The organism is Microbulbifer variabilis, assembly GCF_052468405.1.
This window is the reverse complement of the sequence record NZ_CP174343.1, coordinates 1,842,154-1,865,054: the sequence shown is the minus strand read 5'-3', so window position 1 is coordinate 1,865,054 and position 22,901 is coordinate 1,842,154. Positions and strand designations below refer to the sequence as shown.

General features: G+C 46.3%; 19 protein-coding genes and 1 pseudogene. 9 read left to right on the top strand and 11 right to left on the bottom strand.

The annotated features are described in order from the left end of the window. Positions 1-66: 66 nt before the first annotated feature. The 6 genes and pseudogenes from ACJJJB_RS08540 to ectA all read right to left on the bottom strand — a co-directional run. Positions 67-984, bottom strand: coding sequence for a TPR end-of-group domain-containing protein (locus ACJJJB_RS08540; protein WP_445366062.1), 918 nt, complete (start codon positions 982-984; stop codon positions 67-69). Continuing rightward, positions 969-2,399, bottom strand: a complete 1,431-nt coding sequence (locus ACJJJB_RS08535) for an aspartate kinase (RefSeq protein WP_282953466.1) — start codon at positions 2,397-2,399, stop codon at positions 969-971. Before ACJJJB_RS08535 ends, ACJJJB_RS08540 begins: the two co-directional genes overlap by 16 nt. Before the next feature lie 62 nt (positions 2,400-2,461). Further along, positions 2,462-3,379, bottom strand: a complete 918-nt coding sequence (gene thpD / locus ACJJJB_RS08530) for an ectoine hydroxylase (RefSeq protein WP_282953467.1) — start codon at positions 3,377-3,379, stop codon at positions 2,462-2,464. Between the two features lie 24 nt (positions 3,380-3,403). Further along, positions 3,404-3,808: an ectoine synthase gene (locus tag ACJJJB_RS08525; protein ID WP_282953468.1), complete on the bottom strand. Its 405-nt coding sequence runs from the start codon at positions 3,806-3,808 to the stop codon at positions 3,404-3,406. 112 nt (positions 3,809-3,920) lie between these two features. Continuing rightward, the gene (ectB, locus tag ACJJJB_RS08520) at positions 3,921-5,216 is read right to left on the bottom strand and encodes a diaminobutyrate--2-oxoglutarate transaminase (protein WP_282953584.1); all 1,296 of its coding nucleotides are present in this window, start codon (positions 5,214-5,216) and stop codon (positions 3,921-3,923) included. A gap of 42 nt (positions 5,217-5,258) precedes the next feature. Continuing rightward, a pseudogene (ectA, locus tag ACJJJB_RS08515) lies at positions 5,259-5,708 on the bottom strand (diaminobutyrate acetyltransferase); the annotation flags it as partial. A 486-nt stretch (positions 5,709-6,194) separates the two neighbouring features. Between ectA and ACJJJB_RS08510 the strand changes: the two are divergent. The 4 genes from ACJJJB_RS08510 (at position 6,195) to ACJJJB_RS08495 (ending at position 9,875) form a co-directional block, all read left to right on the top strand. Further along, positions 6,195-6,740, top strand: a complete 546-nt coding sequence (locus ACJJJB_RS08510) for a MarR family winged helix-turn-helix transcriptional regulator (RefSeq protein WP_444901558.1) — start codon at positions 6,195-6,197, stop codon at positions 6,738-6,740. Between the two features lie 242 nt (positions 6,741-6,982). Then, entirely contained in the window at positions 6,983-8,047 is a 1,065-nt protein-coding gene (locus ACJJJB_RS08505) for an FAD-dependent oxidoreductase (protein ID WP_282953469.1), read from the top strand. Between the two features lie 325 nt (positions 8,048-8,372). After that, positions 8,373-9,182 carry a MipA/OmpV family protein gene (locus tag ACJJJB_RS08500; protein WP_282953470.1) on the top strand — a complete coding sequence of 270 codons (810 nt, stop codon included), beginning with the start codon at positions 8,373-8,375 and terminating at the stop codon, positions 9,180-9,182. A 258-nt stretch (positions 9,183-9,440) separates the two neighbouring features. After that, entirely contained in the window at positions 9,441-9,875 is a 435-nt protein-coding gene (locus tag ACJJJB_RS08495) for a MarR family winged helix-turn-helix transcriptional regulator (RefSeq protein WP_282953471.1), read from the top strand. A gap of 216 nt (positions 9,876-10,091) precedes the next feature. Here the strand turns inward: ACJJJB_RS08495 and ACJJJB_RS08490 are convergent, their stop codons facing one another. The 3 genes from ACJJJB_RS08490 to ACJJJB_RS08480 all read right to left on the bottom strand — a co-directional run bounded on the left by ACJJJB_RS08490 (position 10,092) and on the right by ACJJJB_RS08480 (position 16,519). Beyond that, positions 10,092-12,329: a multicopper oxidase family protein gene (locus ACJJJB_RS08490; RefSeq protein WP_445366061.1), complete on the bottom strand. Its 2,238-nt coding sequence runs from the start codon at positions 12,327-12,329 to the stop codon at positions 10,092-10,094. A gap of 407 nt (positions 12,330-12,736) precedes the next feature. Continuing rightward, on the bottom strand, positions 12,737-15,220 hold the full coding sequence (locus ACJJJB_RS08485) for a radical SAM protein (RefSeq protein WP_445366060.1): 2,484 nt from the start codon (positions 15,218-15,220) through the stop codon (positions 12,737-12,739). 294 nt (positions 15,221-15,514) lie between these two features. Then, positions 15,515-16,519, bottom strand: coding sequence for an AraC family transcriptional regulator (locus ACJJJB_RS08480; protein ID WP_444946761.1), 1,005 nt, complete (start codon positions 16,517-16,519; stop codon positions 15,515-15,517). Positions 16,520-16,636: 117 nt separating this feature from the next. Between ACJJJB_RS08480 and ACJJJB_RS08475 the strand changes: the two genes are divergently transcribed. From ACJJJB_RS08475 to ACJJJB_RS08460, 4 genes are all read left to right on the top strand, one after another. Beyond that, entirely contained in the window at positions 16,637-17,980 is a 1,344-nt protein-coding gene (locus ACJJJB_RS08475; RefSeq protein WP_445366059.1) for a flavin-containing monooxygenase, read from the top strand. Between the two features lie 13 nt (positions 17,981-17,993). Beyond that, the gene (locus ACJJJB_RS08470; protein WP_020412809.1) at positions 17,994-18,962 is read left to right on the top strand and encodes an SDR family oxidoreductase; all 969 of its coding nucleotides are present in this window, start codon (positions 17,994-17,996) and stop codon (positions 18,960-18,962) included. 1 nt (position 18,963) lies between these two features. Beyond that, positions 18,964-19,791, top strand: coding sequence for an SDR family NAD(P)-dependent oxidoreductase (locus tag ACJJJB_RS08465; protein WP_020412808.1), 828 nt, complete (start codon positions 18,964-18,966; stop codon positions 19,789-19,791). A gap of 300 nt (positions 19,792-20,091) precedes the next feature. After that, a complete protein-coding gene (locus tag ACJJJB_RS08460) occupies positions 20,092-20,301 on the top strand; it encodes a cold-shock protein (RefSeq protein ID WP_020412807.1) in 210 nt (69 codons plus the stop codon). A gap of 85 nt (positions 20,302-20,386) precedes the next feature. On the opposite strand, the gene ACJJJB_RS08455 is transcribed toward ACJJJB_RS08460, so the two are convergent. Further along, on the bottom strand, positions 20,387-21,265 hold the full coding sequence (locus tag ACJJJB_RS08455) for a LysR family transcriptional regulator (RefSeq protein ID WP_445366058.1): 879 nt from the start codon (positions 21,263-21,265) through the stop codon (positions 20,387-20,389). A gap of 121 nt (positions 21,266-21,386) precedes the next feature. On the opposite strand from ACJJJB_RS08455, the gene ACJJJB_RS08450 reads away from it, so the two are divergent. Next, positions 21,387-22,160, top strand: coding sequence for an FMN-dependent NADH-azoreductase (locus ACJJJB_RS08450; RefSeq protein WP_445366057.1), 774 nt, complete (start codon positions 21,387-21,389; stop codon positions 22,158-22,160). Here the strand turns inward: ACJJJB_RS08450 and ACJJJB_RS08445 are convergent. Next, positions 22,087-22,875: a CLCA_X family protein gene (locus ACJJJB_RS08445; protein ID WP_282953479.1), complete on the bottom strand. Its 789-nt coding sequence runs from the start codon at positions 22,873-22,875 to the stop codon at positions 22,087-22,089. The two genes, ACJJJB_RS08450 and ACJJJB_RS08445, sit on opposite strands and share 74 nt — an antisense overlap. Positions 22,876-22,901 lie beyond the last annotated feature (26 nt).

Below are 22,901 nucleotides of genomic sequence, written 5' to 3'. Positions count from 1 at the left end.
GGCAATCCTATTATTTTTATCCCGTATTATTTTATGGGTTGGTCTTCAGAGGTTATCCGAATATTTCTAGCTTCCCTTGCCACCACTTTGCGGCGAGGGAGTATTGGCAATAACCTGGTCGAGTTCCTCAAAAACTTCACTTTCCGCTAAAGGCTGTAAGGCGCTATCAACCAGGATCTCATCGCGGTAGCTTTCCCGCCTTTTGATGGCTTCAGCCAGATAACGCAGCGCTTCATCAAATTGGCCCATGGCAGTATGGGCGCATGCCAGTTGGTAGAAGGCATGACTGTTATCCGGATCAATACCCAGGGCCTGGTGACAAAGATTGGCGGCCCACTGGGGCTCGTTAAGCTCCAGCACCGCATCAGCTTTATAGGTAAGGGCTTCTACGTCCTCGTGGCGGAGGCGCAGAATCTCATCGTAAATGGCAATCTTATTGGCCACTGAGGATTCCTGTTGGGCGCGCAGCCACAGTGACTGCACTTCCTGGGTTAGCTCGATTTCCTCGCGGTTTTCTTCAATATGCTGTGTTTTCTGTTGAAGCTGCTTCTCTATAACTTCCAAGCGCTTTTCGTATTCCTGGACCAGCTTTGAGATCTCCTCATCGGCCAGGGAGTGTACCCGCTCTTTAATGTCCTGGAGTGACCGCCAGCCAACTAAAACCAAAATTGAAGTGGCGGCGGCTATCAAGTAGAAAAAGTAGGTAACCGTATCGGTTGCGTAGGCTACGGCTCGATCGACAGAGTTGTGTTCACGATCGACAATTTGCTGAATCAATTCTTGCTTGGCATTAGCCTGATCGATTCGCAGCTGCTTAATTTCGTCTAGCATATAGCGCTCGACGAAGGGTGTGTACAAGGGCCTCTCAAGGGTGTCGACCTCGCTTTGCGCACTGTCTTTTTTCTTTTCTTCCGCTTCCTGGGAAATAGAGGTGGCGGAAGTTAATAAAAAGAGCAGGGCACAAAGGCTCAGGATGCGAGGCATATCGCCGTCCCGTGATTGTAAATCTCTACCAGTGCCTCGTGTAGAGTCCGAACGGCTGCATCATAGTCTGGCTCACTAACGATGAACTGCATATCCACATGACGCAGGGACTGGTGCATGGCGAGCACGCGGATGTTGCTTTTGGACATCGACTGCACCGCTTTGGCCAGCACGCCGGGGATTTGCATATCGCTACCGATGGCTGAAACTATGGCGACTTTGCGCTGGTTCAGTTCGGCTTCTGGAAAATGCTCTTCCAATGCAGCCTGAATCCGCTTAATTGTTTTCAGATTGGTGGAGAGGAAGTGGGTAAGGGTATTGGCATTAGTGTCTTTGGAAATAATATGGGCCTTGAAGCGTTTGATCACCAGTAGCACTTCGCGGTCATAGTCGTGGATGCTACCCGCCATATCCTGGTCAAATAATTCCAGGGCATAAACCCCTTTACAGCCGGCAATGATCTCAACCCGTGGAGAGTCACTGATATAGTCACCAGTAATCAGGGTGCCTGCGTGCTCGGGTTCGAAGGTGTTTTTTACCCTGAGAGGAATATTTTGCTGGCGCAACCCCTTGGCAGCTTTTGGGTGAATCGCTTCCATACCCAGGTTTGCCAGTTGGTCGGCCACATCATAGTTGGTGCGGCCAATGGGTACTGCATTTCCCTCTCCCACCAGGCGAGGGTCTGCACTGCTCAGGTGGAACTCTTTGTGAATCACCGCCTCCTTTGCCCCGGTGAGGACGGCGAGACGACTGAAAGTCATCTCGCTGTAGCCCCGATCAAATGAGATCAGCAGGCCCTTATCGCTATGGGCATAGCCGGTAACAATGGGTAGCTGCTTACTTAAGTCGATAGTGGCAAAGGCATCCCGGATACGCTCATCCAGGGGAATGTGCTTGTTGGTCCGCCAGCCAGTCAGGTCGACAAAGCAGGCATTTACACCATCCCGCTGCAACAGTTTCGAAGTGTTCCATGCGCTGTGGGCCTCACCGAGGCTGGCTAACATCTCCCTTACCGTGCCCAAGTGGGCGTCGAGGGAGAAGTGGCCGTGCTGACAGAGGCTTTGCAGGTCTCTCAGGCATTTTTTAGCGCTCTCCAGCCTTTCATCCAAAAACAGGTTGGCTTCCGCGAGAAGATCGCCATGCCCGAAAAGGCGCTCGTTGATTTGCCGCAGTGCTGCTCGAAGCTCATCAAACTTAACCAGCCAGCTATCGTCCTCAATACTGCTGGAGAAGAGGGCATAGATACCTGGTTGACCACTTTTCTTGTGCTCTAGAAGCAGGTCAGTAATACCGCCATAGGCAGAGACTACAAAAACACGATTGTAGATCCCCTTGGAGTCACCTTTGATAATATTATCCCGGACCGCTTCGTAGTCCGTCATAGAGGTGCCGCCAATCTTTTCTATCGTATGCATCGTCTCTTACTGGTCCTTCTTTCTCTTAAATACTGGGTGAGTGCTTTGAATTGAGATTCGCTTCAGATAATAGAAATTGATTTCCTCGCACAGATGTATTCCGGCCTGGGAGGTAAGTCGCAAAACGGAGCCTCCACCTTGTTGCTCAAGGCATTAAAAACAAAAAACAAATTAGATCTCGGGTCGGGGCTGATATTGTTGCTGGACCCATGCATTAAATTGCAGTCAAACACAACGACACTGCCGGGCTTGCCTGTAATAGCTGATATCCCACCACTGGATATCAGAGCCCTCAATTGGCTATCTGAGGGAATACCAAGTTCTTGCTTTTTAAGTGAGCTGAGGTAGTTCCTTTTTGGTGTTTCACCATCGCAAGCAATGTAATGGCGGTGGGACTTGGGAATCAGCATTAACGGACCGTTAAAATGATGGTTCTCTGTTAAGGTAATGGAGATGCTGAGTGCGCGCATACGGGGCATGCCGTCCTCGACATGCCATGTTTCAAAATCGGAGTGCCAATAAAAATCTTTCCCGCGAAAACCAGGTTTGTAGTTCGCGCGAGACTGATGGATATAAACATCATCACCCAAAATGCATTTCGCAATACTTGATAGCCGCTGATCCCTGGAAAGCCGGTTAAAAATTCGGCTGCTTTTGTGGATACGAAAGACTGAGCGCACTTCGTTACTTTCAGGTTCGGTGATAATTTCTTCCGATTTTTCAGTGTGACTGCGTTGTTTAATCTCAGTCAACTCTTGCGTAAAAAGGTGAATCTCTGCCTGGGAAAATATATTCTCCAGTACAACAAAGCCCCGCTCTGCATAGCGCTTGAGTTGAGATGGTGTCAGTGGTGAGAGGGGCTGGCAGCCCCCATACACAATTGGATCTTTGCGCACCATGGCACCACCCAGAAGGCCCGGTTTTCGGGAGGGGTAGCAATCTTCCCTGGTAACACTTGAGCTATCTGGAAGGTACTTCATGGATACTGCCCTATGACTGACTAATTATTCATCAATCTTATCAGCCTCAAGTTCGTAGGCTCCCTCAGCATTGTGTACTTCCTTGCCATTCAAAGGCGGGTTAAATACACAGGCCATAGTCATTTCTTCAAAGGCTCTTAAAATGTGCCGGTCATGCTTATCTAGAATATAGATAGTTCCAGGTTCGATAGGGTGCTTCTTGCCATCCTCAAGAGTTTCTACCTCACCTCTGCCGGAAATGCAGTAAACCGCTTCCAAATGGTTTTGATAGTGCATTTGGAAATCAGCATCGGCATAAATAGTGGTGATATGGAAAGAAAAACCCATTTCATCATCTTTAAGCAGGAGTCGGGTGCTCTCCCAGTTGTTATCCGGTGAAACAACCCGGCGGCCGGATTTTTTAGCTTCCTGTAAATTTCTGACAATCATTGGTACTTCGCTGTTTCGTGTGTGTTCGAGTCTGGCTGGTCAGCAATATTCTTAATTTGCAGCCTGCGCAGTTGGATCTTTTTACGTGAACCTTTTCTGAGGCCCTTAAAGTCTAGCAGGCTTCAAAAAAGACTCTTTCCTCAGGCATATCCTGCTCTCCGGCGCAGACTTCCCGAATAGCGGATTCAATAATGTCGATCCCTTTTTTAAGGTTTTGATCGGTGATAATCAGTGGGCAAAGGAGCTTAACGATCTGGTCATCGGCTCCGCTGGTTTCAATAATTAGTCCCTGCTTAAATGCGAGTTTGGTGATCTTTCCTGCAAGTTCGCCGCTGATGCAGTCGATACCCTGAAACATACCCCGGCCTTTGGTGGTGAAGTTGCCCTCACCATATCGGCTGACAATCACATTCAAGCGCTCGGAAATGTACTTGCCCTTACGTTTGATTTCCCGTGAGAAGTTTTCGTCAGACCAGTAATGATCGATAGCGGCTTTCGCAGTTACAAAAGCCAGGTTGTTGCCACGGAAAGTGCCGTTGTGCTCACCGGGCTTCCACTGATCCAGTTCTGGTTTCATTAGCACCAGCGCAAATGGCAACCCATAGCCGCTGAGGGATTTGGATAGCGTAATGATATCGGGTTCGATACCGGCCTCTTCAAAGCTGAAAAAATTGCCCGTGCGGCCGCAGCCCGCCTGGATATCATCGACAATAAAAAGTAAGCCGTGTTTTTTGCAGACGGATTGAAGGTTTCTTAGCCACTCGATGCTGGCCACATTGATACCGCCTTCCCCTTGAACTGTCTCAACAATCACTGCTGCGGGAGAATTAATACCGCTGCTAGAATCTGAGAGGACCTTGTCGAGGTATTCGGTGGTATCGATATTTTTGCCTAGATAGTCGTCAAAGGGCATGCGATGCGTGCCATTGAGGCTGACACCAGCCGCATCCCTGTGATGCGAGTTGCCGGTGGCGGCCAGCGAGCCAAGGCTTACGCCATGGAAACCGTTGGTAAAGGTGACGATATTCTGCTGCCCGGTAACATTGCGGGCAATTTTCATTGCCGCCTCTACCGCATTCGTCCCTGTCGGGCCGGTAAACTGCACCACGTATTCCATATTCCGCGGCTTAAGAATTTTTTCATTCAGTGCCTGTAGAAATTCACCCTTGGCCTTGGTGTGCATATCGAGGCCGTGGGTGATGCCATCATCCTGAATGTAATCCTGTAGAACCTGTTTAAACAGAGGGTTGTTGTGTCCATAATTGAGAGTGCCAGCACCAGCCAGAAAGTCTAAGTACTGATTTCCCTCCTCATCCCACATCAGCTCGCCTTTTGCGCGATTGAAAACTCGCGGAAAGGAGCGGGCATAGCTTTGCACTTCTGATTCAATCTCATCAAAAATTTTCATTCTCTTCTCTTTGTGAAGTTTAGTTATTCGAGTAATGGGTCCGATGCGGACGAGGATTTCGGAATCATGCTGCCCATCAAAGTGAGCCATAGAGTCCATCCAGGGTGAGGAATGGAGATTGGTAGAGAGATTCTCTGCTGCACTCTGAAAAAGAGCCCAGGAGGGTAGGTTGTGCTCCGTGATTGTTGTCTCGATAAATTTAATCGACTCGCATTGGGGGCGATCGACAATATCTCTCAGCATACGGGAGGCGAGCCCCAACCCCCTCGCTACTTGGGATACCGCAACCTGCCAAACAAAAAGAGTGTCTGTTCGGTCGGGAATGATATATCCCGAAATAAAGCCCATCACTTCTCCATCTATCTCTGCGATCACCGAGGTATTGGCAAAGTGATCACACTGAAGAAGGTTGCAATAGCTGGAGTTGGTATCTAATGGTGGGCAGCTCTCAATCAGCCGATGAACATCCATTCCATCCTCAAGGGATGGCATTCTTAACAAAATACTTTCTGGAGTAGACAAAAAACCTTCCCTACCAGTAAATTATAATTTCACTTCTAAATATTTATTTGCTTGAAAATTACTCAACTTGTTTATATATCACTCTATATCGGTGTTTTTTCTTCAAAATCTAGATTAAATTGTTTTGAGTGCTAAACATCGTACACAAATTAAATTTAAAGTCTAGGGCTGCTTTAGCGAAGCTGGTCACAATATTTACCCTAAGAAAGTGCAGTTTCTTGGGATTTTTGGCCTATTGCTGTGCGAAATTGACTTCAATTTATCCCATCGATTAGCGATGAAAAGTTCCAAGTGAAATCAGTTTTGTATAAAAAATGAACACGAAAGGAGCGGTCTTATAGTTTTCTCCATGTTGAGAAGATGCCATTTCGCTGCAATATCAGAAGTTCTTAGTGAATATGGTGCGGACCTATATAATCTGCCGGATTACCCTAACTCTGAGATTGAGAGGTAGCTTTGAACAGTATTGAACAAGTGTTAGTGGCCTTGCGGCGCGTGATAAGAGCAACAGATTTACACTCTAAGCACTTGGCTAAAACCACAGGTCTGACCGCTCCACAAGTTTTACTGCTACAAGCCATTCGAAATAAGGGTGAGGTGACAATTGGCGAGCTTGCGAATGAAGTCAGCCTCAGTCAGGCCACAGTGACTAATATATTGGATCGCTTGGAGAAGAGGGGGTTTGTATACCGGCAGCGCTCTCAAGCAGATAAGCGCAAAGTGCATGCCTACCTTACAGAAGAGGCTGCCGAAACTTTGCGCGATGCCCCCATCCCACTCCAAGACCAGTTTGCTCGCCAGTTTGGTGACCTGAAGGATTGGGAGCAAAGCATGATCATCGCATCGCTGCAGCGAGTTGCTCAAATGATGGATGCGCAACATATCGATGCTTCACCAGTATTGGATATCGGCGTATTGGATCGGCAGGGAGCAGCTTTGGATAAGCAGGGGGTTGCACTGGGCTACAGTGAAGCTTCTAATGAATCCGAAGATAAAAAGTAAGGCTAACTGTGCGAAACTCTTGTTTCGCACAGTTAGCCTTACTTTGAATCAGGAAATTGCCGGTTGATCGTAGCAACTGGTCAAGATTTTATAGATAACCATGGATCTTATTATGGCTGTAACTCCCCATGGACATTCGTCTAAGCTTTCAACTAGAACCTCTTAGAGCGGGTCGAACTTGATACCTGTCGATCCTTTCCATTTACCTTTTCTCTAGACTTTTCCGGTTGAAAATCGTGAATATGGACGTATTAATTATAGGTGCGGGTCCCACCGGGTTAACAGCTGCGACAGCTTTGGCCTCCAAGGGAATCATTTGTCGTGTTGTAGAGCGTAAAAGTGAGCCCTCAGAGTTGTCTCGTGCCGTTGGCATAATGCCGGTAACGATTGATGCTTTGAAATCCCTGGGAGTTGCAGATGCGTTTCTGGCAGAAGCCATGCCATTGCGAAAGATGCATGTCCTGCGCGATGAGAAGACTCTGGTTTATCTGGATAATAGTGGAAACGAATATAGAGACCGGGTTCCGCTGGGGCTGCCTCAGAATCGAACGGAGGGTATTTTAAGGGATGCCTTGATGGATAAAGGTGTACAGGTGGAATATGATCTTTCTGTAACGAAAATCTCTACCAGTGCAGACAAAGCAGAAGTGCATTTTTCAGATAATACCAGCGGTGAGTTTGACTGGGTTATTGCGGCAGATGGTATCCAGTCTACCGTCCGGGAGCAGCTACAGATCGGATACCCTGGAATAGATCTACCAGGAAAGTGGTCTATTGCGGATGTAGATATTGTTGGAGATTTTGATTCCGAGGAGATTACTCTTGATCTCTATGGTAGAGATTGCCAATTTACATTAATCCTGCCAATTGAGAAGTATCGTGCCCGTATTGCCTCATCAACTGAGGACGCTCTGGGAAATATGCGATTACCGCTGAATATTGGCAGTGTCCGGCGCACCGGAACCTTTCAAATTTCTATCAGGCAGGCGGAAACCTATCGTAAAAACCGTGTTCTATTGGCTGGCGATGCTGCCCACTGCCATTCTCCAGTAGGCGGGAAAGGGATGAACCTGGGTATGGCAGATGCTATTGCTGCCGCAATGTCTATAGTCTATGGAAATGTTGATCAATATTCTTATACGCGTCGTAAGGTGGGCGCTTCTGTTGTTAAGAAAACAGAAATCGCAAGATACCTGATATCCTCTGAGAACCCGCTGGCAAAATCTTTATTTTGGTTCTCCGCCAAATGCATATCATCTATACCTCCTCTCCATCGCGCATTTATGAAGCAGTGGACTTCAGTTTAAGTAGCAGTTCTCTGATTGTGCGAAGGTTAAGTAAATATGCCAGCCAGCCTTAAGATTTGCTGAAAAAAATTTAAATTTTGCCTGTTTGGGTTGCCAACTTTTGTGAAGGCCGCTAAAGATCAACCTATACATAATTTAATATGCTAAGTGCATCTGGACCTGCCCATATCAATAATCAGCAAAAATAGGTATTGGACTCGTATTCAGGTAAACAATTCTTAACGATGAACTTGCCTTGGAAGTGACGCTGGTTGCGAAATGTTCACTTGCGATGGATACAATGCTCACAAGGATTTGCAACTAATAATAATTAAGGTATCAACTCATGACAATTACGCGAGATAAGTGCAGACATTTTTCAACTTCGCCGGCCTTTCGGACCTGCTTCGTACTTTGTAGCGCGATTCTGTCACAGTCCGTTTGGGCCAAAGAAGAAGTTGAACAGTCCCCAAGGCAGGCTGAAGCCGGCTATTCGCTGGGGATTGGTGCCTTTAGTTCAGAGTCTATCTACGTAGGGGGCGAGAACCAAAATCGCATATTTCCTTTGCTTTCCGCCCATTATAAACGTTTTTATTTCCAGGGCTTTGAGCTAGGAGCTAATTTGTATCGCAATCATGGAATTAATGTGAAATTCGGAGTTGGGGGCGACTTTGTAGGCGATAAAGACCGCGGTGATAGTGATGAACTCGCTGATATGGAGGAGTTGGATATCGCTATCCTTGCGCGTTTGTCTATGGAGTACCGCGGATCAGTGGGTCTTTGGAAGGTGGGATTGTCTCAGGATATTAGCGGTATCCACGACGGATACAGTCTATCTGCTGGCTACAGCCTGCCTTATAAGTATGGAAATTGGATTATCAAGCCTGAATTAAATGCCAGTTGGCAGAGTGAGAAGACCTTGGATTATTACTATGGCGTGAATACCGATGAAGCCACATTAAATAGGGCTGCATATAAAGCGGATGCCGGCATTGTCTCTAAACTAGGCTTGCAAGCCGGCTATGGCTTTACTCCCAGATTGATGCTATTGGGGAAAGTTCAACATGCTTGGTATGGTGATGAGATTAGTAATAGCCCTATAGTGGCAGTGAACAGTGCGAGCCGGGTTTCACTTATGTTGAACTACTGGTTTTAGGCATACTCTTCCGGGGCATATTAGTGCTGTCTAACTAACCATCTCTTTGAAGGAGGGGCAGATTCTGATTATACGGCCGCTAATACTTCCTGCAAATTTGCTGGTGTTTTACTTTGCAATATCTTCTCTAAATCAATCTAGTTGATATATGTCATCTATATTGAAGCAATTGCTGCTTGTCAACTAACGGAGTTAAGGAATAATGGAGCCGGGTGCTTCGCACCTGCTGTACTCACCATTGAATATGGAGTTGTGCCAATGGCAAAAAACAGAACGGTTCATGAAGCTGCATTTCGTTTGAGCTATGACTTAAGCTTGCAGATAGCCCCGGAACTTGGCCGTCTGAGCATGAAGCTTGCTCCCCAACAACTGAGGGCCATGCGGCAAATTTGGACTAAGGAAGAGTCCACCCTGGCTGAACTGAGTGCTACGCTGAAACGCGACAAAGGACAGGTCACCCGACTTGTAGATGAACTTTGTAGTCTGGATATGGTAAAGCGAGTACCCAACCCTAATGATGGTCGCAGTAAGTTGCTAAAACTTACCAAGAAAGGTTACAAATTCTTCGAAACCATAGAAGAAATAGAAGCTGAATTCTCACAGCAATTAACTAAAGGTATTAGCAAGGAAGACTTGAAAGTATTCTTCTCAGTAGCTGATCAACTTTCAGAAAATTTATGCAATGTGGGTTAAGCATGTTATTTGTTCTTACAGAAGACTTGCTTGATTGTGGGGTTGAGTGTCGCTCCAAAATGCGGGATTTCTAAAAAAGAGCGTCACAATTGCGACGCTCACTATGTAAAAAGTGTTTGTATATTGCTTAATAACATATACTTAAGAAATCATGCTTGTCAGTCTCATTTATCAGTCAGTCGGAACGCCACGTGACCGCCATCCATTGATCTATTCTTACATCTTTCTCTTGGTGAGTTCACAGGTGAGGTGGCTGCCTGCATCGCTGGTTTTCAAGCTTTGCTTGAAACTCTTGGTGTAGAAAGGCCGGGTCGGCTCGTCATTTTTACCTAAGAGAGTTTCAAGAAAGCTGAAGTTTGAATCCTGCTCTCTCGAGCTCAGCGGATAAGGAATAGGTCTTTTTTTATCTCCTAAAGTTCTGCCATACATTTTCATAGGGCGCATCATGTCGTAGTCCTCATGGGACAGCAAATGACAATGCCACACATACTCTCCGTTAGTACAATCGATTCCCGTACAGTCAAAATTTGCTTTGATCCGAGTAACATAGCCAGGAAGAGTGATGACAGTGTCTTTACGGCCGGACTCATTGGGTTGGGGCAGCACCTCGTCCCCCGTAAGCTTGAATGTTAATGGGTTGATAATCGCGCCAGTAATCAATTGTCCGAAAGGATCAGAGGGGTCCACTTGCGGCCTATCAATCAGCTCGTAAAGAGCTTGCTGCCGGTTCAGTATATCGAACTCTACGAGATGTACATGAATCGGATGTGCTGCGCGAGTAGTATTGTGGAACTCCCAGATTTCTGTTGCACCTACCTGGACGATCTCTGTTAGCGGATCCTGAAAAGAGAGGCTGCCAAATTCAAAAGTACCTAGCATAAGCAAGCTGCGGCCGTGATCTAATGTGTCCCCCTCGTTGTCCGAAACTCGAAATAGAGATAGTCTCCGGCGCCGGTCGACTACTTGAGGCAGGATTGGCGGGTTGCCTAGTTGAGTATCAGCGGATAGGTTTAAATTCCCTATGCAGTTAGGCTTACAGTCTTCTTCAAAATAACGGTCTCTCTGATCAAGATCATTCCCTACATCGAAGCGCAAGATATCCCTGGCAACCTCTGTAGGCGGAGCTATTTCATCGTCTTTCCTAAGCAAGAACCAGCTTTCATCTTTCTTAAAGACCAGCAGTTCGGTCTGGCCGTTTGGAGCTGGCAATTCGGGATTAAAATATCCCTTAAACATGCTATCAGCCCCCTCATTGCGCAAGAAAACACGACTGCCTTTATAAGGCGAAAAATCCACCAAAATATCATACCGCTCAGCTGGAGACATCACCAGTTGATCGACCTTGGTAGGATGCTCTAATAACCCTCCATCAGACCCAATTACATAAAATTCCACCGCATCATTAGATTCAGTTTCAAACTTAAACACATAGGTTCGCGTATCTGATGCGTTAAGCAAGCGAAGTCGGTATACCGTAGGGCTTACCTGGTGCTTCGGCCATACCTTCCCATTTACCAAGATAATATTGCCAAAGAATTCATCGAGAATCGTTGGGTTGGGCCATTCCGGCCGTATGTCAACATTGGGAAACGGTGATAAGGGTTCACCATGTACCCCTGGGTAGTAGAGTTGTCCGTCAGTGCTAAACAGTTTGTCCTGCACCATAATTGGGATAGTATGTTTATCGTCTGGAAGCCTTCCTTCGGCAATCAACTCCTGTTCATGGTCATCTGTAATTAGATAGAAGCCAGCAGTACCCGCATAATTATTGAGTCGGGTGAGCCCAACTGTGTGATCGTGATACCATAATGTTGTGGCTTCCTGAGTATTCGAATAATTGTAGCGGAAGTTATCAAGATCAAATGTTTTCCCTGTAAATGCAAAATTCTTTGTGTACCAAGCTTCAGGATGACCATCACTGCGAGGTTCTGTATGCCCACCATGTAGATGAATTACAATGGGGCGCGCATCAGGATCTTTCCGGACTACATATGGAACATGTATGGAAGTGTCAACAGGGAATAAGTGGGGTCCTTGCAATTTATTATCGAAGGCAACAGAAATAGGGTAACCTTCTTTCGCTAGAAATGTTGGGCCAGGGGAATGTACCTCACTTTCTCCCTCCAATCTGAAACCGTAGACTGTTGCCTTGGGGAACACCTGATTGGAGCCATCACAATATTTTAGCCCCAAATCAGCCTGAGTCTTTTCAACGGTAAGGTTGACTCTATTGAAAGGCGGTATAGCGTCACGAACATCAATAGTGGCTGGGATTGGTAGATCATTCTCAAATTTGCAAACTTTTTCGGCTTTTACCAGCTTAGTCTGGAAATAAGTGACTTCGTTACTCGTATCACCGTCACTCTCATCCACATTCGCAGCCCCGAGACTACTGACCAAGAGTGAGCAGGCCCCAGCAGCTACCATCAGTAAACGTATATTTCCTCGTCTCATGAATTGCCTCTCAATATCCATATTCTATGTACAATGTTGGCGCCGGTGTTTAATGCGTTGTTCCCTTAATTACCTATAAGGCCCTTTGTTTTTCATGTGCAGGTAAGACCTGACGAATTAACTTCGTCTATTTTCGACCCTGACGTATCCATGGTTCAAATTGGTGATCTTTATGGTTCTCAGGTTTATGAATAACACTAGCAGTAGAAATTCTAAATCTGAAATTTTCTCTAAAAGAAAAGGAAAAAATTAAGTAATTTCACCTAATTTGTCACCCTATAATATGCCATTAAAAAATTCGCATCATTAATCCAGGTGCATGTCAGTATTGCCAATCTCTAGCGGTTGAAAAAGGCCGCCTCTTTACAGCTATTTAGGCGGCCTTTGTCAGTTCAGTTTTTCTGCAGTTAGACCGCTAGTGCTGCAAAAGATACTGTTCGGTCCATACCTGCCAAGTACCTTTTGGGGCTTAATTCACCGCCGCTGACAAATAGCTCCAGTTTTTTGATCAACTCTGTTTCACTCAGCTTTTCGGTGCCTTTTACACCATCTGCAAGCACAATACGGCTACCAGAGGGCGGCATCAGGCGATCTAGAGCAAGATTATACTTTTTGAGTGCACCTAGAACACCATCCTGAGTGAAATAGCTGCCCTTACCAGAAAACTGGATGCCAGCTCGTAACGTTTCTAATTTTCCTGATGAGCTTTCAGGATTAGAAAGAATTGATTCTGCAACTTTGCCAATGCCTGGAGCGCCAATTACTCTAAGTCTCCCGCCATTTTTTAGCATCTTACGTACCCACAAGAGTACCTCGTCACGGCTGAAGGCTTCAAAAATAAGCCCATCAAGCCAGACCGCATCATACAAATCTGACTTACTTGGGGCAGCTACGAGAAGTTGCTGCTCGAGACGAGTGAATTTGTAATTACTAAATTGAAATGCTTTTAACACATCCTCAGCGATAACACACTGGCCTCGTCGCGGGCTTAGGATATGTACTGATTCATTGACTTCTGCGAGAAAGGGGGCCCAGACTGCAGGGACTCTTGCAAGCATCAACACTTTACCAATGTTATGGAATCCATGTTGAAAGACTGAGTACCTGTAATAATCAATCCCCTTTGTGTATGGTGAAATTGGCCTTTGATCGGGCAATGAACTTTTGATGCTCCAATCAGGTAGTGGAGACTTTACAGAGTCAAGTTTGCCACATAGCTCTACACCAGATACTTTGGCTACAATCTCATAATACTTTTTTTGGCTTTTCAGCATTATTGAACGTTTTTCTTTGTCGTTCTTTAAATGCCTTTTATCAGTTGACTTGCATAATGTGCAAAAAGGTACCTCCTCAGGTGTACCCATTGTTTCTCGCAGATGCTGCATATAAGGGTGATTCCACATGTTTTTTTCGCTATGGAAGTCCTTGGCGTTGGTCCATTTAAATTTTGGTAATTTCCGGAAAAAGTTACAGCAGACTTGAGTACGTTCAAAGATATCTATCTTGAGAGCTCTCCATGGGGCCCAGCAGATAGGAATTAGGTTCTGGTTCTCAAAAACAGACCACTCGTAGCTGTAGGACACACCATCACCAGTCTCCGCCATAGCCTCCAGGTCACTGTTACTTACCACTACCTTTGCTAGGTTTAAGCCTGTCGCCTGAGGCATGGAGACCATGACTGGCCTGATTTTGGGTTTACTCGCTCTCAATGCGGCATTGGCAGTATTAACTTTCTTGTCAATCGGTTTCCTGGATAACCTGTTGGTTATTACTAGCGACTTTGGGGTATTGCTCAGCATGCCTGGTACTTTATGACTGCTGGGTGTGATGTGATACTCTCTATCAGTAGCTACGATTGAGGGGTTATTCTGCTGTGGACATACTCTATCGCCTTCTGCCGCACCAAGCAGTTTCTTCAAACTAGGAAGAGCTTTTGAAAGTGCAATGCCGTGGATAGCGCACTCTTGTTCAAGCTGCCGGAAAACATAATCTGCCCTATGAGGAATCTTGAAAATACTGGCTTCCTCAGTCAGCAATTGGTTGCGGCCATACTGGGGTGGCGGAACCATTGGATTAACGTTCAAATCCTTGAAGCCAAACCTGCGTAGCAAAGCTGGTAATTCCGGAAGTTCATCAAGGTTGCCGCTATGAACAACATATCCAGCCCTTAGCCATGGGCGCTCTCTGCCGTGTCGTTGCTTTAAGTCATTAAGTCGATCCATATTGTCTACGAACCGCTCCCACTTTAATGGGGCCATGGTCCATTCATAAGTTTCCTTGCGCGCGGCATTTACCGATACATAGAGGTATGAAAAATACTGCGCGACAATATCTGCCACCTCTGGACGCATAATTGAGCCATTAGTGACAGACCCTAGAGACAAATATGGTGCAGTTTCCCTAAGCTGTTCCAGTATCTCCAGAATTTTTGGGTGGGCAAAAGGTTCACCAAGTCCTCCGCCATTGGGCCTGAAAGCACGACAAAATTTAAGCCAGTTGGCTTTTTGAAATTGATCAAATGACAGTTTCTGATTTGATACCCGTTCAGGCAGGTATGCACAAAAGTTGCACCGGGCGTTACAGATGTCAGTAATACTCGCACTGATACTGATTGGAAATGATGAAACTTTTCCAATACCCAGTGCAGTTTCCCAGGCCGCAAGTATCTGGTTGGCTTCAATCAATTCAAAACTTGCTTTGGCATCCTCGGCCACAGCGTCCTCAATAAAGCTCTTCCAATCTTCGTAATTTCCCCTCAAGGGTGGAAAATTGCCATAAGTTCTGGTCCGAATATCTTTATTGATGGCATGAAATCGTTTAATAAAAGGATCAGTTGAGTTGTAATCACCTAAGTTGCTAAATTGCGCCCTAGAAAAAATTCCGCCTTTCATTGATATCGAACTCCTTACAAAAAAAATCTAGTGTTCGAATTTTGATCATAGCCTCTGTGTAGTGGCCGGGTCTTTGTCGGATAAAGTGCCGCTTGTGTTTATTAACTATTCTTGGGAGGTTAGATTTAGCGCTTTCAATGGAGATGTTTGTAGCGCCTGCTCTGGTTAAACGGAATGATCGGGATATAGCCGCCCGAATATGGAGCGCGCCCTTACTTTTGAGGGAGTATGAGGAAGAAATTGGCTACAAGAAGGCCAGTATTAGTGAACAGATCGGCTTCTACTATTGAAGAATCAAATTGTCTTGTGTTTAAGACTCTGTCTATAAGAGCCAGGAGAAATGCTCTCCCAGCGCCGGAATGCTTTACCGAAGGCACTTTCATCGGAGTATCCTAGGGTCGAGGCAATTTCGACAATTGTTTTTTCCCCTTCTTTAAGCCATTGTTTCGCATAGTGACTACGCACTTCATCCTGAAGAGCACGAAAGCTGATCTGTTCTTCCTGCAGCTTACGACCCAAATGTCTAGGGCTTAGGCAAAGATGCTTGGCGACTTTCTCACGTGTTAAACCTGGGGCCTGCTGAAGTAAAAGTGTTACCTTTCGGTGTAGGGTCTTTGCGGCAAACGTCTGTAAGAGAACATCTGCTTTGGGTTTTAAGCAAGCCACGACTTCTTTATCCGCCGCGATTAACGGTAGAGCTAAGTCTTTAGCTGTGAATTGAATCGCTGATACCTTGGCATTGAACTCAAGTGGTAGTTGTAAAAGTTCCTGATAACATTGCTGTAGGGCAAGGCTAGGCGCAGGGTACGAGAGAAGTAGTTTGAGGGGTTGAAACTTTCCGCCAGTCAAGATTCGTGTTTGAGCAATACAAGCAGTGAGCACTGTTTCTACACGGATTTTTGCAAAGCTTAAAAAGCTGGGGTGGTAACACAGGTTTACAGCAAATGCATCGCGACGCATTTCAAAGTGACCACCTTCGCCCAGCAGCGGATGGTAGGTAATCAATTGCTCTATCGCCTCTCCCAAATTTTTTTGGGTCATCAGGAGGTAACCCACTATGCCGATTTGGCTCGCTTGCATGGCAAGCCCAAGCCTTACCCCCAATAAAGGGTCGTGATAACTCTCGATTACCGACTCCCACAACAGGTCCTGCAGGTAAATTGGAATACGTTCTTCCTGGTTTATTTGGGACAGTAAGTTGCTCGCTCCCTCTGGTATGGTGAGACCCAAGCTGGTCAGAGCCTCGAATAAGGCCCTGGTATAGTGAAGGTTTACACTTCTGGTGTCGGTCAAATCCATCAAGAATGTCCCAAATTAACCAGTACATGCCCGATAATGACGATCTGTAATTGATTTGTCACGGTATATTCCTTTTATCTTGGCGCTATAACGAATAAACAGGGAAAGGGAGCTGCCGTGAAACCCTATGCAGTGATTGGTGCCGGTCCTATGGGCCTTTGTACCGTTCGAAATTTACTTAAGCATGGAATTCCTTGTATTGGCTTTGAGCTGCACAGTGATGTCGGGGGGTTATGGGATATCGATAACCCCACCAGCACAATGTATGAGTCGGCGCACCTTATTTCCTCCAAGAAGATGACCGAATTTGCTGAGTTTCCGATGGGGGAGGGCGTCGCTGACTACCCAAGTCACAGGGAGATGCGTGATTACTTCCGATCCTATGCGAGAAAATTTGGTCTTTATGCCCATTACGAGTTCGACACAGAAGTCTTGAGATGTGAACGTAGCGGGCCAAACTGGCTGATTACCACTCGTAGAAAATGGCAAGAAAGAACTCGGGAGTTTAGCGGACTACTCATTGCCAGCGGAACATTGCACCACCCCAACCAGCCTGAACTTCCGGGCCAATTTGCTGGAGAGTTACTACATTCTGCGCAATATCAGTCCTCTGAAATCTTTGCCGGGAAAAAAGTCCTGTTGATTGGCTGTGGTAACAGTGGGGCGGATATTGCTGTAGACGCAACACATAGAGCGAAAAGCGTTGATATCAGCTTGCGCCGTGGCTATTACTTTCTGCCGAAGTACATTGCCGGCAAACCTATCGATCAGCTGGGCGGCAAACTACAGTTACCTCTCTTTGTTAAGCGGCGCCTTACAAAGGCGTTGACCCAATTTTCATTGGGTCGCCCATCTCAATACGGCTTGCCAGAGCCTGATTATCAATTCTTTGAATCTCACCCAGTAGTCAACTCCTTGCTCCTGCATCATATTGGCCATGGAGATATCAATCCCAGGCCTGATATTAAATCGGTGCATGGGAATAAGGTGAAATTCTCAGATGGTGGGTGTGGAGAATATGACCTGATCGTACAGGCCACCGGTTACAAGTTGCACTATCCGTTTATCGATAACAGTGAACTGAACTGGAGTGGTTATGCACCAAGCCTCTATCTGAATGTATTCCATCCGGAGTCCGACAACCTCTTTATGATGGGTATGGTGGAGGCGGCTGGATTGGGGTGGGAAGGACGCAATAAGCAAGCGGAACTTGTTGCACTTTTTATTCGTCAGTTAATTTCTGGCGCACCGTCTGCTAGTAGATTTAGGAAAATCATCCAGCAGAGATCGGCAAAACGTGTAAACGGCGGTATACGTTATCTGGAACTTGAGCGCATGGCGTATTATGTACACAAAGACGCCTATTTAAGGGCACTCAGAACACATAAGGCAGATTTACAAAAAGATCTCCTGCCACAAGATGAGGTTTTCTGCACAAGCAGGCCAGAAGCAACTTCCTGATAGGAGCCTCAGGATGAACAAGCGGATTTTGATTACTGGGGCGGCGGGATATATAGGTCTCCAGCTTGGGGAGCAGTTGAGTAAGACTTTTCCTGTGACCGGGATTGATATCCGAACTAGAATCGCGAGTTTTCCAATTCTAGCTCATGATATCTGTGATAAAGACCTGGGTAAGATAATTCAGAACGAATCTATAACCCATGTGATTCATCTAGCTTCAGTGATGGCTGCGGGACGTGACCACGCTGCTGAATACCGTATAGATGTGGAAGGCACAAGAAACGTATTGGAGGCCTGTCTCTACGCGGGAGTTGAACATATCACTGTAACAAGCAGTGGCGCCGCCTATGGTTATTATCCGGATAATCCACCCAAACTCGAAGAGCATCACCCTTTGAGGGGGAACCCTGAATTTGGATACTCCAATAACAAGCGCAAAGTTGAGAAGCTGCTGGCTGAATACCGTGAGCGGTATCCGTATCTCAAGCAACTGGTATTTCGTGTGTCTTCCGTTTTAGGTGCCAACACCAATAATAAGATCAGCGCACTCTTTAGCCGAAAAGTACTTCTGGACCCCGGTGGGCATAATTCCCCCTTTGTCTTTATCTGGGACCAGGATGTGATCCGCGCACTCACGCTTGGTGTGAGTACTGGGAACAGTGGCATATTCAATCTAACCGGTGATGGGAGTCTCAGCCCCAAGGAAATAGGACAAATTCTGTCCAAACCACTGATGAGACCACCAGTATGGCTGATAAAAGCAGTTCTCTGGCTGGGTTACAGCCTCCACCTAACGGATACCCACCCAGACCACGTGGCCTTTTTGCAATACAGGCCGGTACTGGATAATCGCCGTTTAAAAGAAGAGTTGGGGTTTATTCCGGAGAAGACTTCAAAAGAGGTTTTTCACCTGTTTGCAGAAAGGGCACTCGGCATAGTAGCACTCTCCAGTAAAACTCCCTTGTCTGTGGAGGAGAGTTGAGATGGACACAAATCAGTCGGAAAATTTACAGAAGACTTTTGTGATTACAGGGGCTGCCGAAGGCTTGGGTTGGGCGATTACCCTGTGCCTTGCAAAAAAATATAGAGCTGAATTTGTTCTGGTCGATATTTCAGCTGAAAAACTTCGTCAAAGAGAGGCCCAACTCAGGGCTATCGGTGTTCGAGTCAGGATATATACCGTTGACCTATCAAACTGCTTGGCATTAGAGGAGCTGGCTCAATCCTTACGGAATGAGCATTCAAGAGTCGATCTGCTGGTAAACAATGCTGGCATTACACACCGAAGCCTCTCTACACAGACGTCCAGCGCGGTTATTCGCAAGGTGATGGCGGTGAATTACCATGTCCCGGTAGAGCTTACTCAAGGCTTGTTTACGGAGCTAAAAGCGGCATCAGGCTGTGTGGTAAATATCAGTTCAATGGCTGGATGGATGCCGGTATTGGGGCGGGCGGGCTATTGCGCAGCCAAGAGTGCATTGCACCAGTATTTTGAGGTATTCCGTGAGGAAGTGCGGAACGATGGAGTTAGTGTATTAATGGTTTACCCAAGTTTCCTGGCTACAACGATTGAGCAGAACGCTTTAGCTGGAGATGGTGGGCAGGCGCGGCACCAAAGGAGCACCGTGGGAGCGGTGCGTAGCCCTGAGTGGATGGCCAATCAGATTATGACGGCATTGGAAAAGGGCAGGGAGCGTTGGTTTCCAAAAGATATAAGCCTGATTGGAGCCTACTTGTACAGGCTGGCCCCGATGACCTTTCTCAAACAATTAAGAAGGCGTTTTCGTATGGAGCTAGGTAGCACTCCCTAGTGAGAGCTCTCTAGGACACTGAGTGAACTATAGCTAGAGCGGAAAATCTTTAAAATAGGCCATTTATAATACAGTTATTGAGTTATCTGCTTCATTCCTATCCTTAATTTCTATTTTTATAGACACGAGTTAGCTCTAGGTGCTACTATCCTGATAGCTGGTATAAACGCCCAGTTTTTATTTTAGTTCAACTCGTGGTTTTAGTCATAATCCTTCGTTCTGTCTCTTTTAAATTCTCAGTTTTTGCCCGCTCGACCAACAGGTCAACTATGATCAATTTATTTTCTCAGGATATTTATTATGTCTAACACAACGACTGGTACTGTTAAGTGGTTCGATGAAGCCAAAGGTTTTGGCTTCATTGCACAAAAATCCGGCCCCGATGTTTTTGCACACTTCAGCAACATTGCCAGCAGTGGCTTTAAAACATTGCAGGAAGGGCAAGCTGTAGAGTTTACAGTTACCCAGGGTGCCAAGGGCCCTCAGGCAGAAAATATTATTTGCCTCTAAATTTTTAAGTCTTATTGCTTTTTAGTGATGGCTTGTTTATCGCCCTTTCGAGCTTTGCTCGTAAGGGCGATATCGTATACATAGTTTATTCTATTTCTTCAAGTAGCCAATCAAGAAACACACTAACCTGCTTGTTATTTATATTGCGGTCTGGGATTACTGCGCAGTATGAAAGCCCTTCAGCCTTTTGCTTTGTAGCTGCTGTGCTTTTATATGGCACCAACCATTCGTTCTGTAAGGCATTCTGAATCAGTAGGGAGCTGACTAATGCAATCCCCTGGCTCGCTAGTGCGGCTTGTATGACATGATACTCCTGATCATATTGACGAATGGTAAGGTTTTTATTGAAGTCGCCAAGTAAGGATTTCCAACTGAATGGGGTTAAAGATTGGTTGATCCATTTGGTTTCTAATAGCTGTGCCTGCTCGAGGTCGGTTATGTTTGATAAGTAGTTCCGCGTAGCATACATACCCACTGATTCAGTAATAAGCCTTGTGCTATTTTTGGCTTTTGGATCAAATTCACCATAGCGAATAGCTACATCAATGTGTCGGTCGCGCTCAATATCATCTATCTGTTCACCGGTCGAAATGGATATCTCGATACCAGGATGCTTCTGATAAAAGCGCTCCAGGTAGGGAACCAGCCACAGTGCAGCAAAAGATGAAGTTGTACTGACAGCAATCACACTATTTGAGTTAGCGATTTCACCTATTGCTGCGGCAAGTTGCTGAAAAACTCGTGAAGTTGTTTCTGCGAGTAGCCTTCCTTCTTCTGTTAATTGTATTGCGCGGGTTTTACGCTCAAACAGCTGGCTGTCTAGCGTTTCTTCCAGACTTTTTATCTGATGGGATACTGCTGTAGGAGTGATAAAGAGTTCCTCTGCAGCTTTCTTGAAGCTACCGAGCCTCGCAGCTGCATCAAAAACCTTTAAGGAATTGAGGGAGGGTAGGCTTGGATACATGGACTACTCTTCCTTATAGATGAAATTAATTCATCTATAAGGAAAAATATCTCATTTGTCAAGAATGCTTGTAGACTGCACTATCGCTGGACCAAATGATGAATTTTTCGAGGTCTAGTAAATGAAAACCCTTCTTCATATTGAAGCCAGCGCCCAGATTTTCGGGACTATTCAGGTACCGGAGGAGTATAGGGACATACCAAAACACTCCTCTATCTCCAAGGCCGTTGCCGCAAGTTTTGTGAAGCGTTGGCTTGGGCTAAGACCAAAAGATAAACTCATCTATAGGGATGTTGGCCAGACCCCGCCAGGATTCATTACCCAGGATTGGATTGCCTCTGTATTCACTCCAGAAGATCAGCGTAGTGAAGAGCAAAAATCGTTGGTTACATTATCGGATACTTTGATCAATGAACTCGACCAGGCGGATGTCATAGTAATGTCCTCCCCAATGTATAACTACGGTATGCCGGCGGCTTTAAAAGCCTGGTTCGACCAGGTGATACGCATCAACAAGACCTTCACCTTTGACTTGGCCCGTGGAGACTATCCGCTTGAGCCCATTATGTCGGAGAAGGTTCTGGTGCTAATTACTTCTGCCGGAGAGTTTGGCTTTGCAGAGGGGGGAATACGCGAGAACATGAATCACTTGGGTCCTCATATCAGGACACTGAGCCATTACCTGGGGGTCGATCAAGTCCATGAAATCAATGCGGAATTCCAGGAGTTTGCGGATGAACGGCATCGAAATTCGGTAAACCAGGCTTTATTGCAAAGTCAGTCATTGGCCGAAGAGCTTGCTACTAAACTCAAAAGCCAACTTACTCACTCTCATTCAACTCAGCCCAAAGCGCTCGCCCTAAGAAAGCAAAGTATTGCTCAAATGCAAGATTGATCTGCTGGCGCTGGTGTCCTATCGGGTAGAGGCCAAGCTTGGCCTCTTTACTGGCCTTTGAGCCCGCCACCAGAAAGTTGTTGCTGATACTGGAATCCTGGATAAATGCCTCGAAGGCACGGGCACAAAGTTCAACTGGCTCACTGTAATAGATGGAACCGTTTGTCTTATCAGCCTTTACGGATGCAGTAACCAGATCGCTGGGATTGCTGCCTTCCTCGTCTAACATAATGGTTTTGAAGCATGCGAAAAGAAGATCATTTAGCGGGTGGGGTTCGGGAGTCGCACCGCGGAGCCAGGCGTCTGAGGCATACATACTTTGAGAAGTATCACTGAATGCCTTCTGGGCAAGGTGGTGATCCAGCGCGTGGAACCATTCGTGGGCGATAGATCCGGGTCCGGCGTTTTTAGCTAGTGAAAAGCTACGTGCAGAAGGGTCATAAAAAGCCGACATGCCTGGCCGACCGCCGATTCCATATTGAAAAGACAAGCTGCCTCTTAGGGATATAAGTGCTTCTGGCCCCTTGAGGATGGCCATTAAATCAACAAGGGCATCGTAAAATAGGCCCGCAGCTCGATCTCGCTCTTTATCGGTTACCCAGCGCCCAACTGCTATAGATCTGAAGCCAAAGCGCCTTCTGACATCGGCAAAAGAGACCAGTGAATTATCCCGCCGGCTGGGGCCTTGGCGATAGAACTGTCGGGACAACACCATAGTGGATTAGGGCAGGGGTCTATTGG

Excerpts from the sequence above, each read along its gene's own strand:
- ACJJJB_RS08540 (WP_445366062.1), bottom strand. The coding sequence starts at position 984 with ATGCCTCGCATCCTGAGCCTTTGTGCCCTGCTCTTTTTATTAACTTCC.
- ACJJJB_RS08535 (WP_282953466.1), bottom strand. The coding sequence starts at position 2,399 with ATGCATACGATAGAAAAGATTGGCGGCACCTCTATGACGGACTACGAA.
- thpD (WP_282953467.1), bottom strand. The coding sequence starts at position 3,379 with ATGAAGTACCTTCCAGATAGCTCAAGTGTTACCAGGGAAGATTGCTAC.
- ACJJJB_RS08525 (WP_282953468.1), bottom strand. The coding sequence starts at position 3,808 with ATGATTGTCAGAAATTTACAGGAAGCTAAAAAATCCGGCCGCCGGGTT.
- ectB (WP_282953584.1), bottom strand. The coding sequence starts at position 5,216 with ATGAAAATTTTTGATGAGATTGAATCAGAAGTGCAAAGCTATGCCCGC.
- ACJJJB_RS08505 (WP_282953469.1), top strand. The coding sequence starts at position 6,983 with ATGGACGTATTAATTATAGGTGCGGGTCCCACCGGGTTAACAGCTGCG.
- ACJJJB_RS08500 (WP_282953470.1), top strand. The coding sequence starts at position 8,373 with ATGACAATTACGCGAGATAAGTGCAGACATTTTTCAACTTCGCCGGCC.
- ACJJJB_RS08495 (WP_282953471.1), top strand. The coding sequence starts at position 9,441 with ATGGCAAAAAACAGAACGGTTCATGAAGCTGCATTTCGTTTGAGCTAT.
- ACJJJB_RS08490 (WP_445366061.1), bottom strand. The coding sequence starts at position 12,329 with ATGAGACGAGGAAATATACGTTTACTGATGGTAGCTGCTGGGGCCTGC.
- ACJJJB_RS08485 (WP_445366060.1), bottom strand. The coding sequence starts at position 15,220 with ATGAAAGGCGGAATTTTTTCTAGGGCGCAATTTAGCAACTTAGGTGAT.
- ACJJJB_RS08480 (WP_444946761.1), bottom strand. The coding sequence starts at position 16,519 with ATGGATTTGACCGACACCAGAAGTGTAAACCTTCACTATACCAGGGCC.
- ACJJJB_RS08470 (WP_020412809.1), top strand. The coding sequence starts at position 17,994 with ATGAACAAGCGGATTTTGATTACTGGGGCGGCGGGATATATAGGTCTC.
- ACJJJB_RS08465 (WP_020412808.1), top strand. The coding sequence starts at position 18,964 with ATGGACACAAATCAGTCGGAAAATTTACAGAAGACTTTTGTGATTACA.
- ACJJJB_RS08460 (WP_020412807.1), top strand. The coding sequence starts at position 20,092 with ATGTCTAACACAACGACTGGTACTGTTAAGTGGTTCGATGAAGCCAAA.
- ACJJJB_RS08455 (WP_445366058.1), bottom strand. The coding sequence starts at position 21,265 with ATGTATCCAAGCCTACCCTCCCTCAATTCCTTAAAGGTTTTTGATGCA.
- ACJJJB_RS08450 (WP_445366057.1), top strand. The coding sequence starts at position 21,387 with ATGAAAACCCTTCTTCATATTGAAGCCAGCGCCCAGATTTTCGGGACT.
- ACJJJB_RS08445 (WP_282953479.1), bottom strand. The coding sequence starts at position 22,875 with ATGGTGTTGTCCCGACAGTTCTATCGCCAAGGCCCCAGCCGGCGGGAT.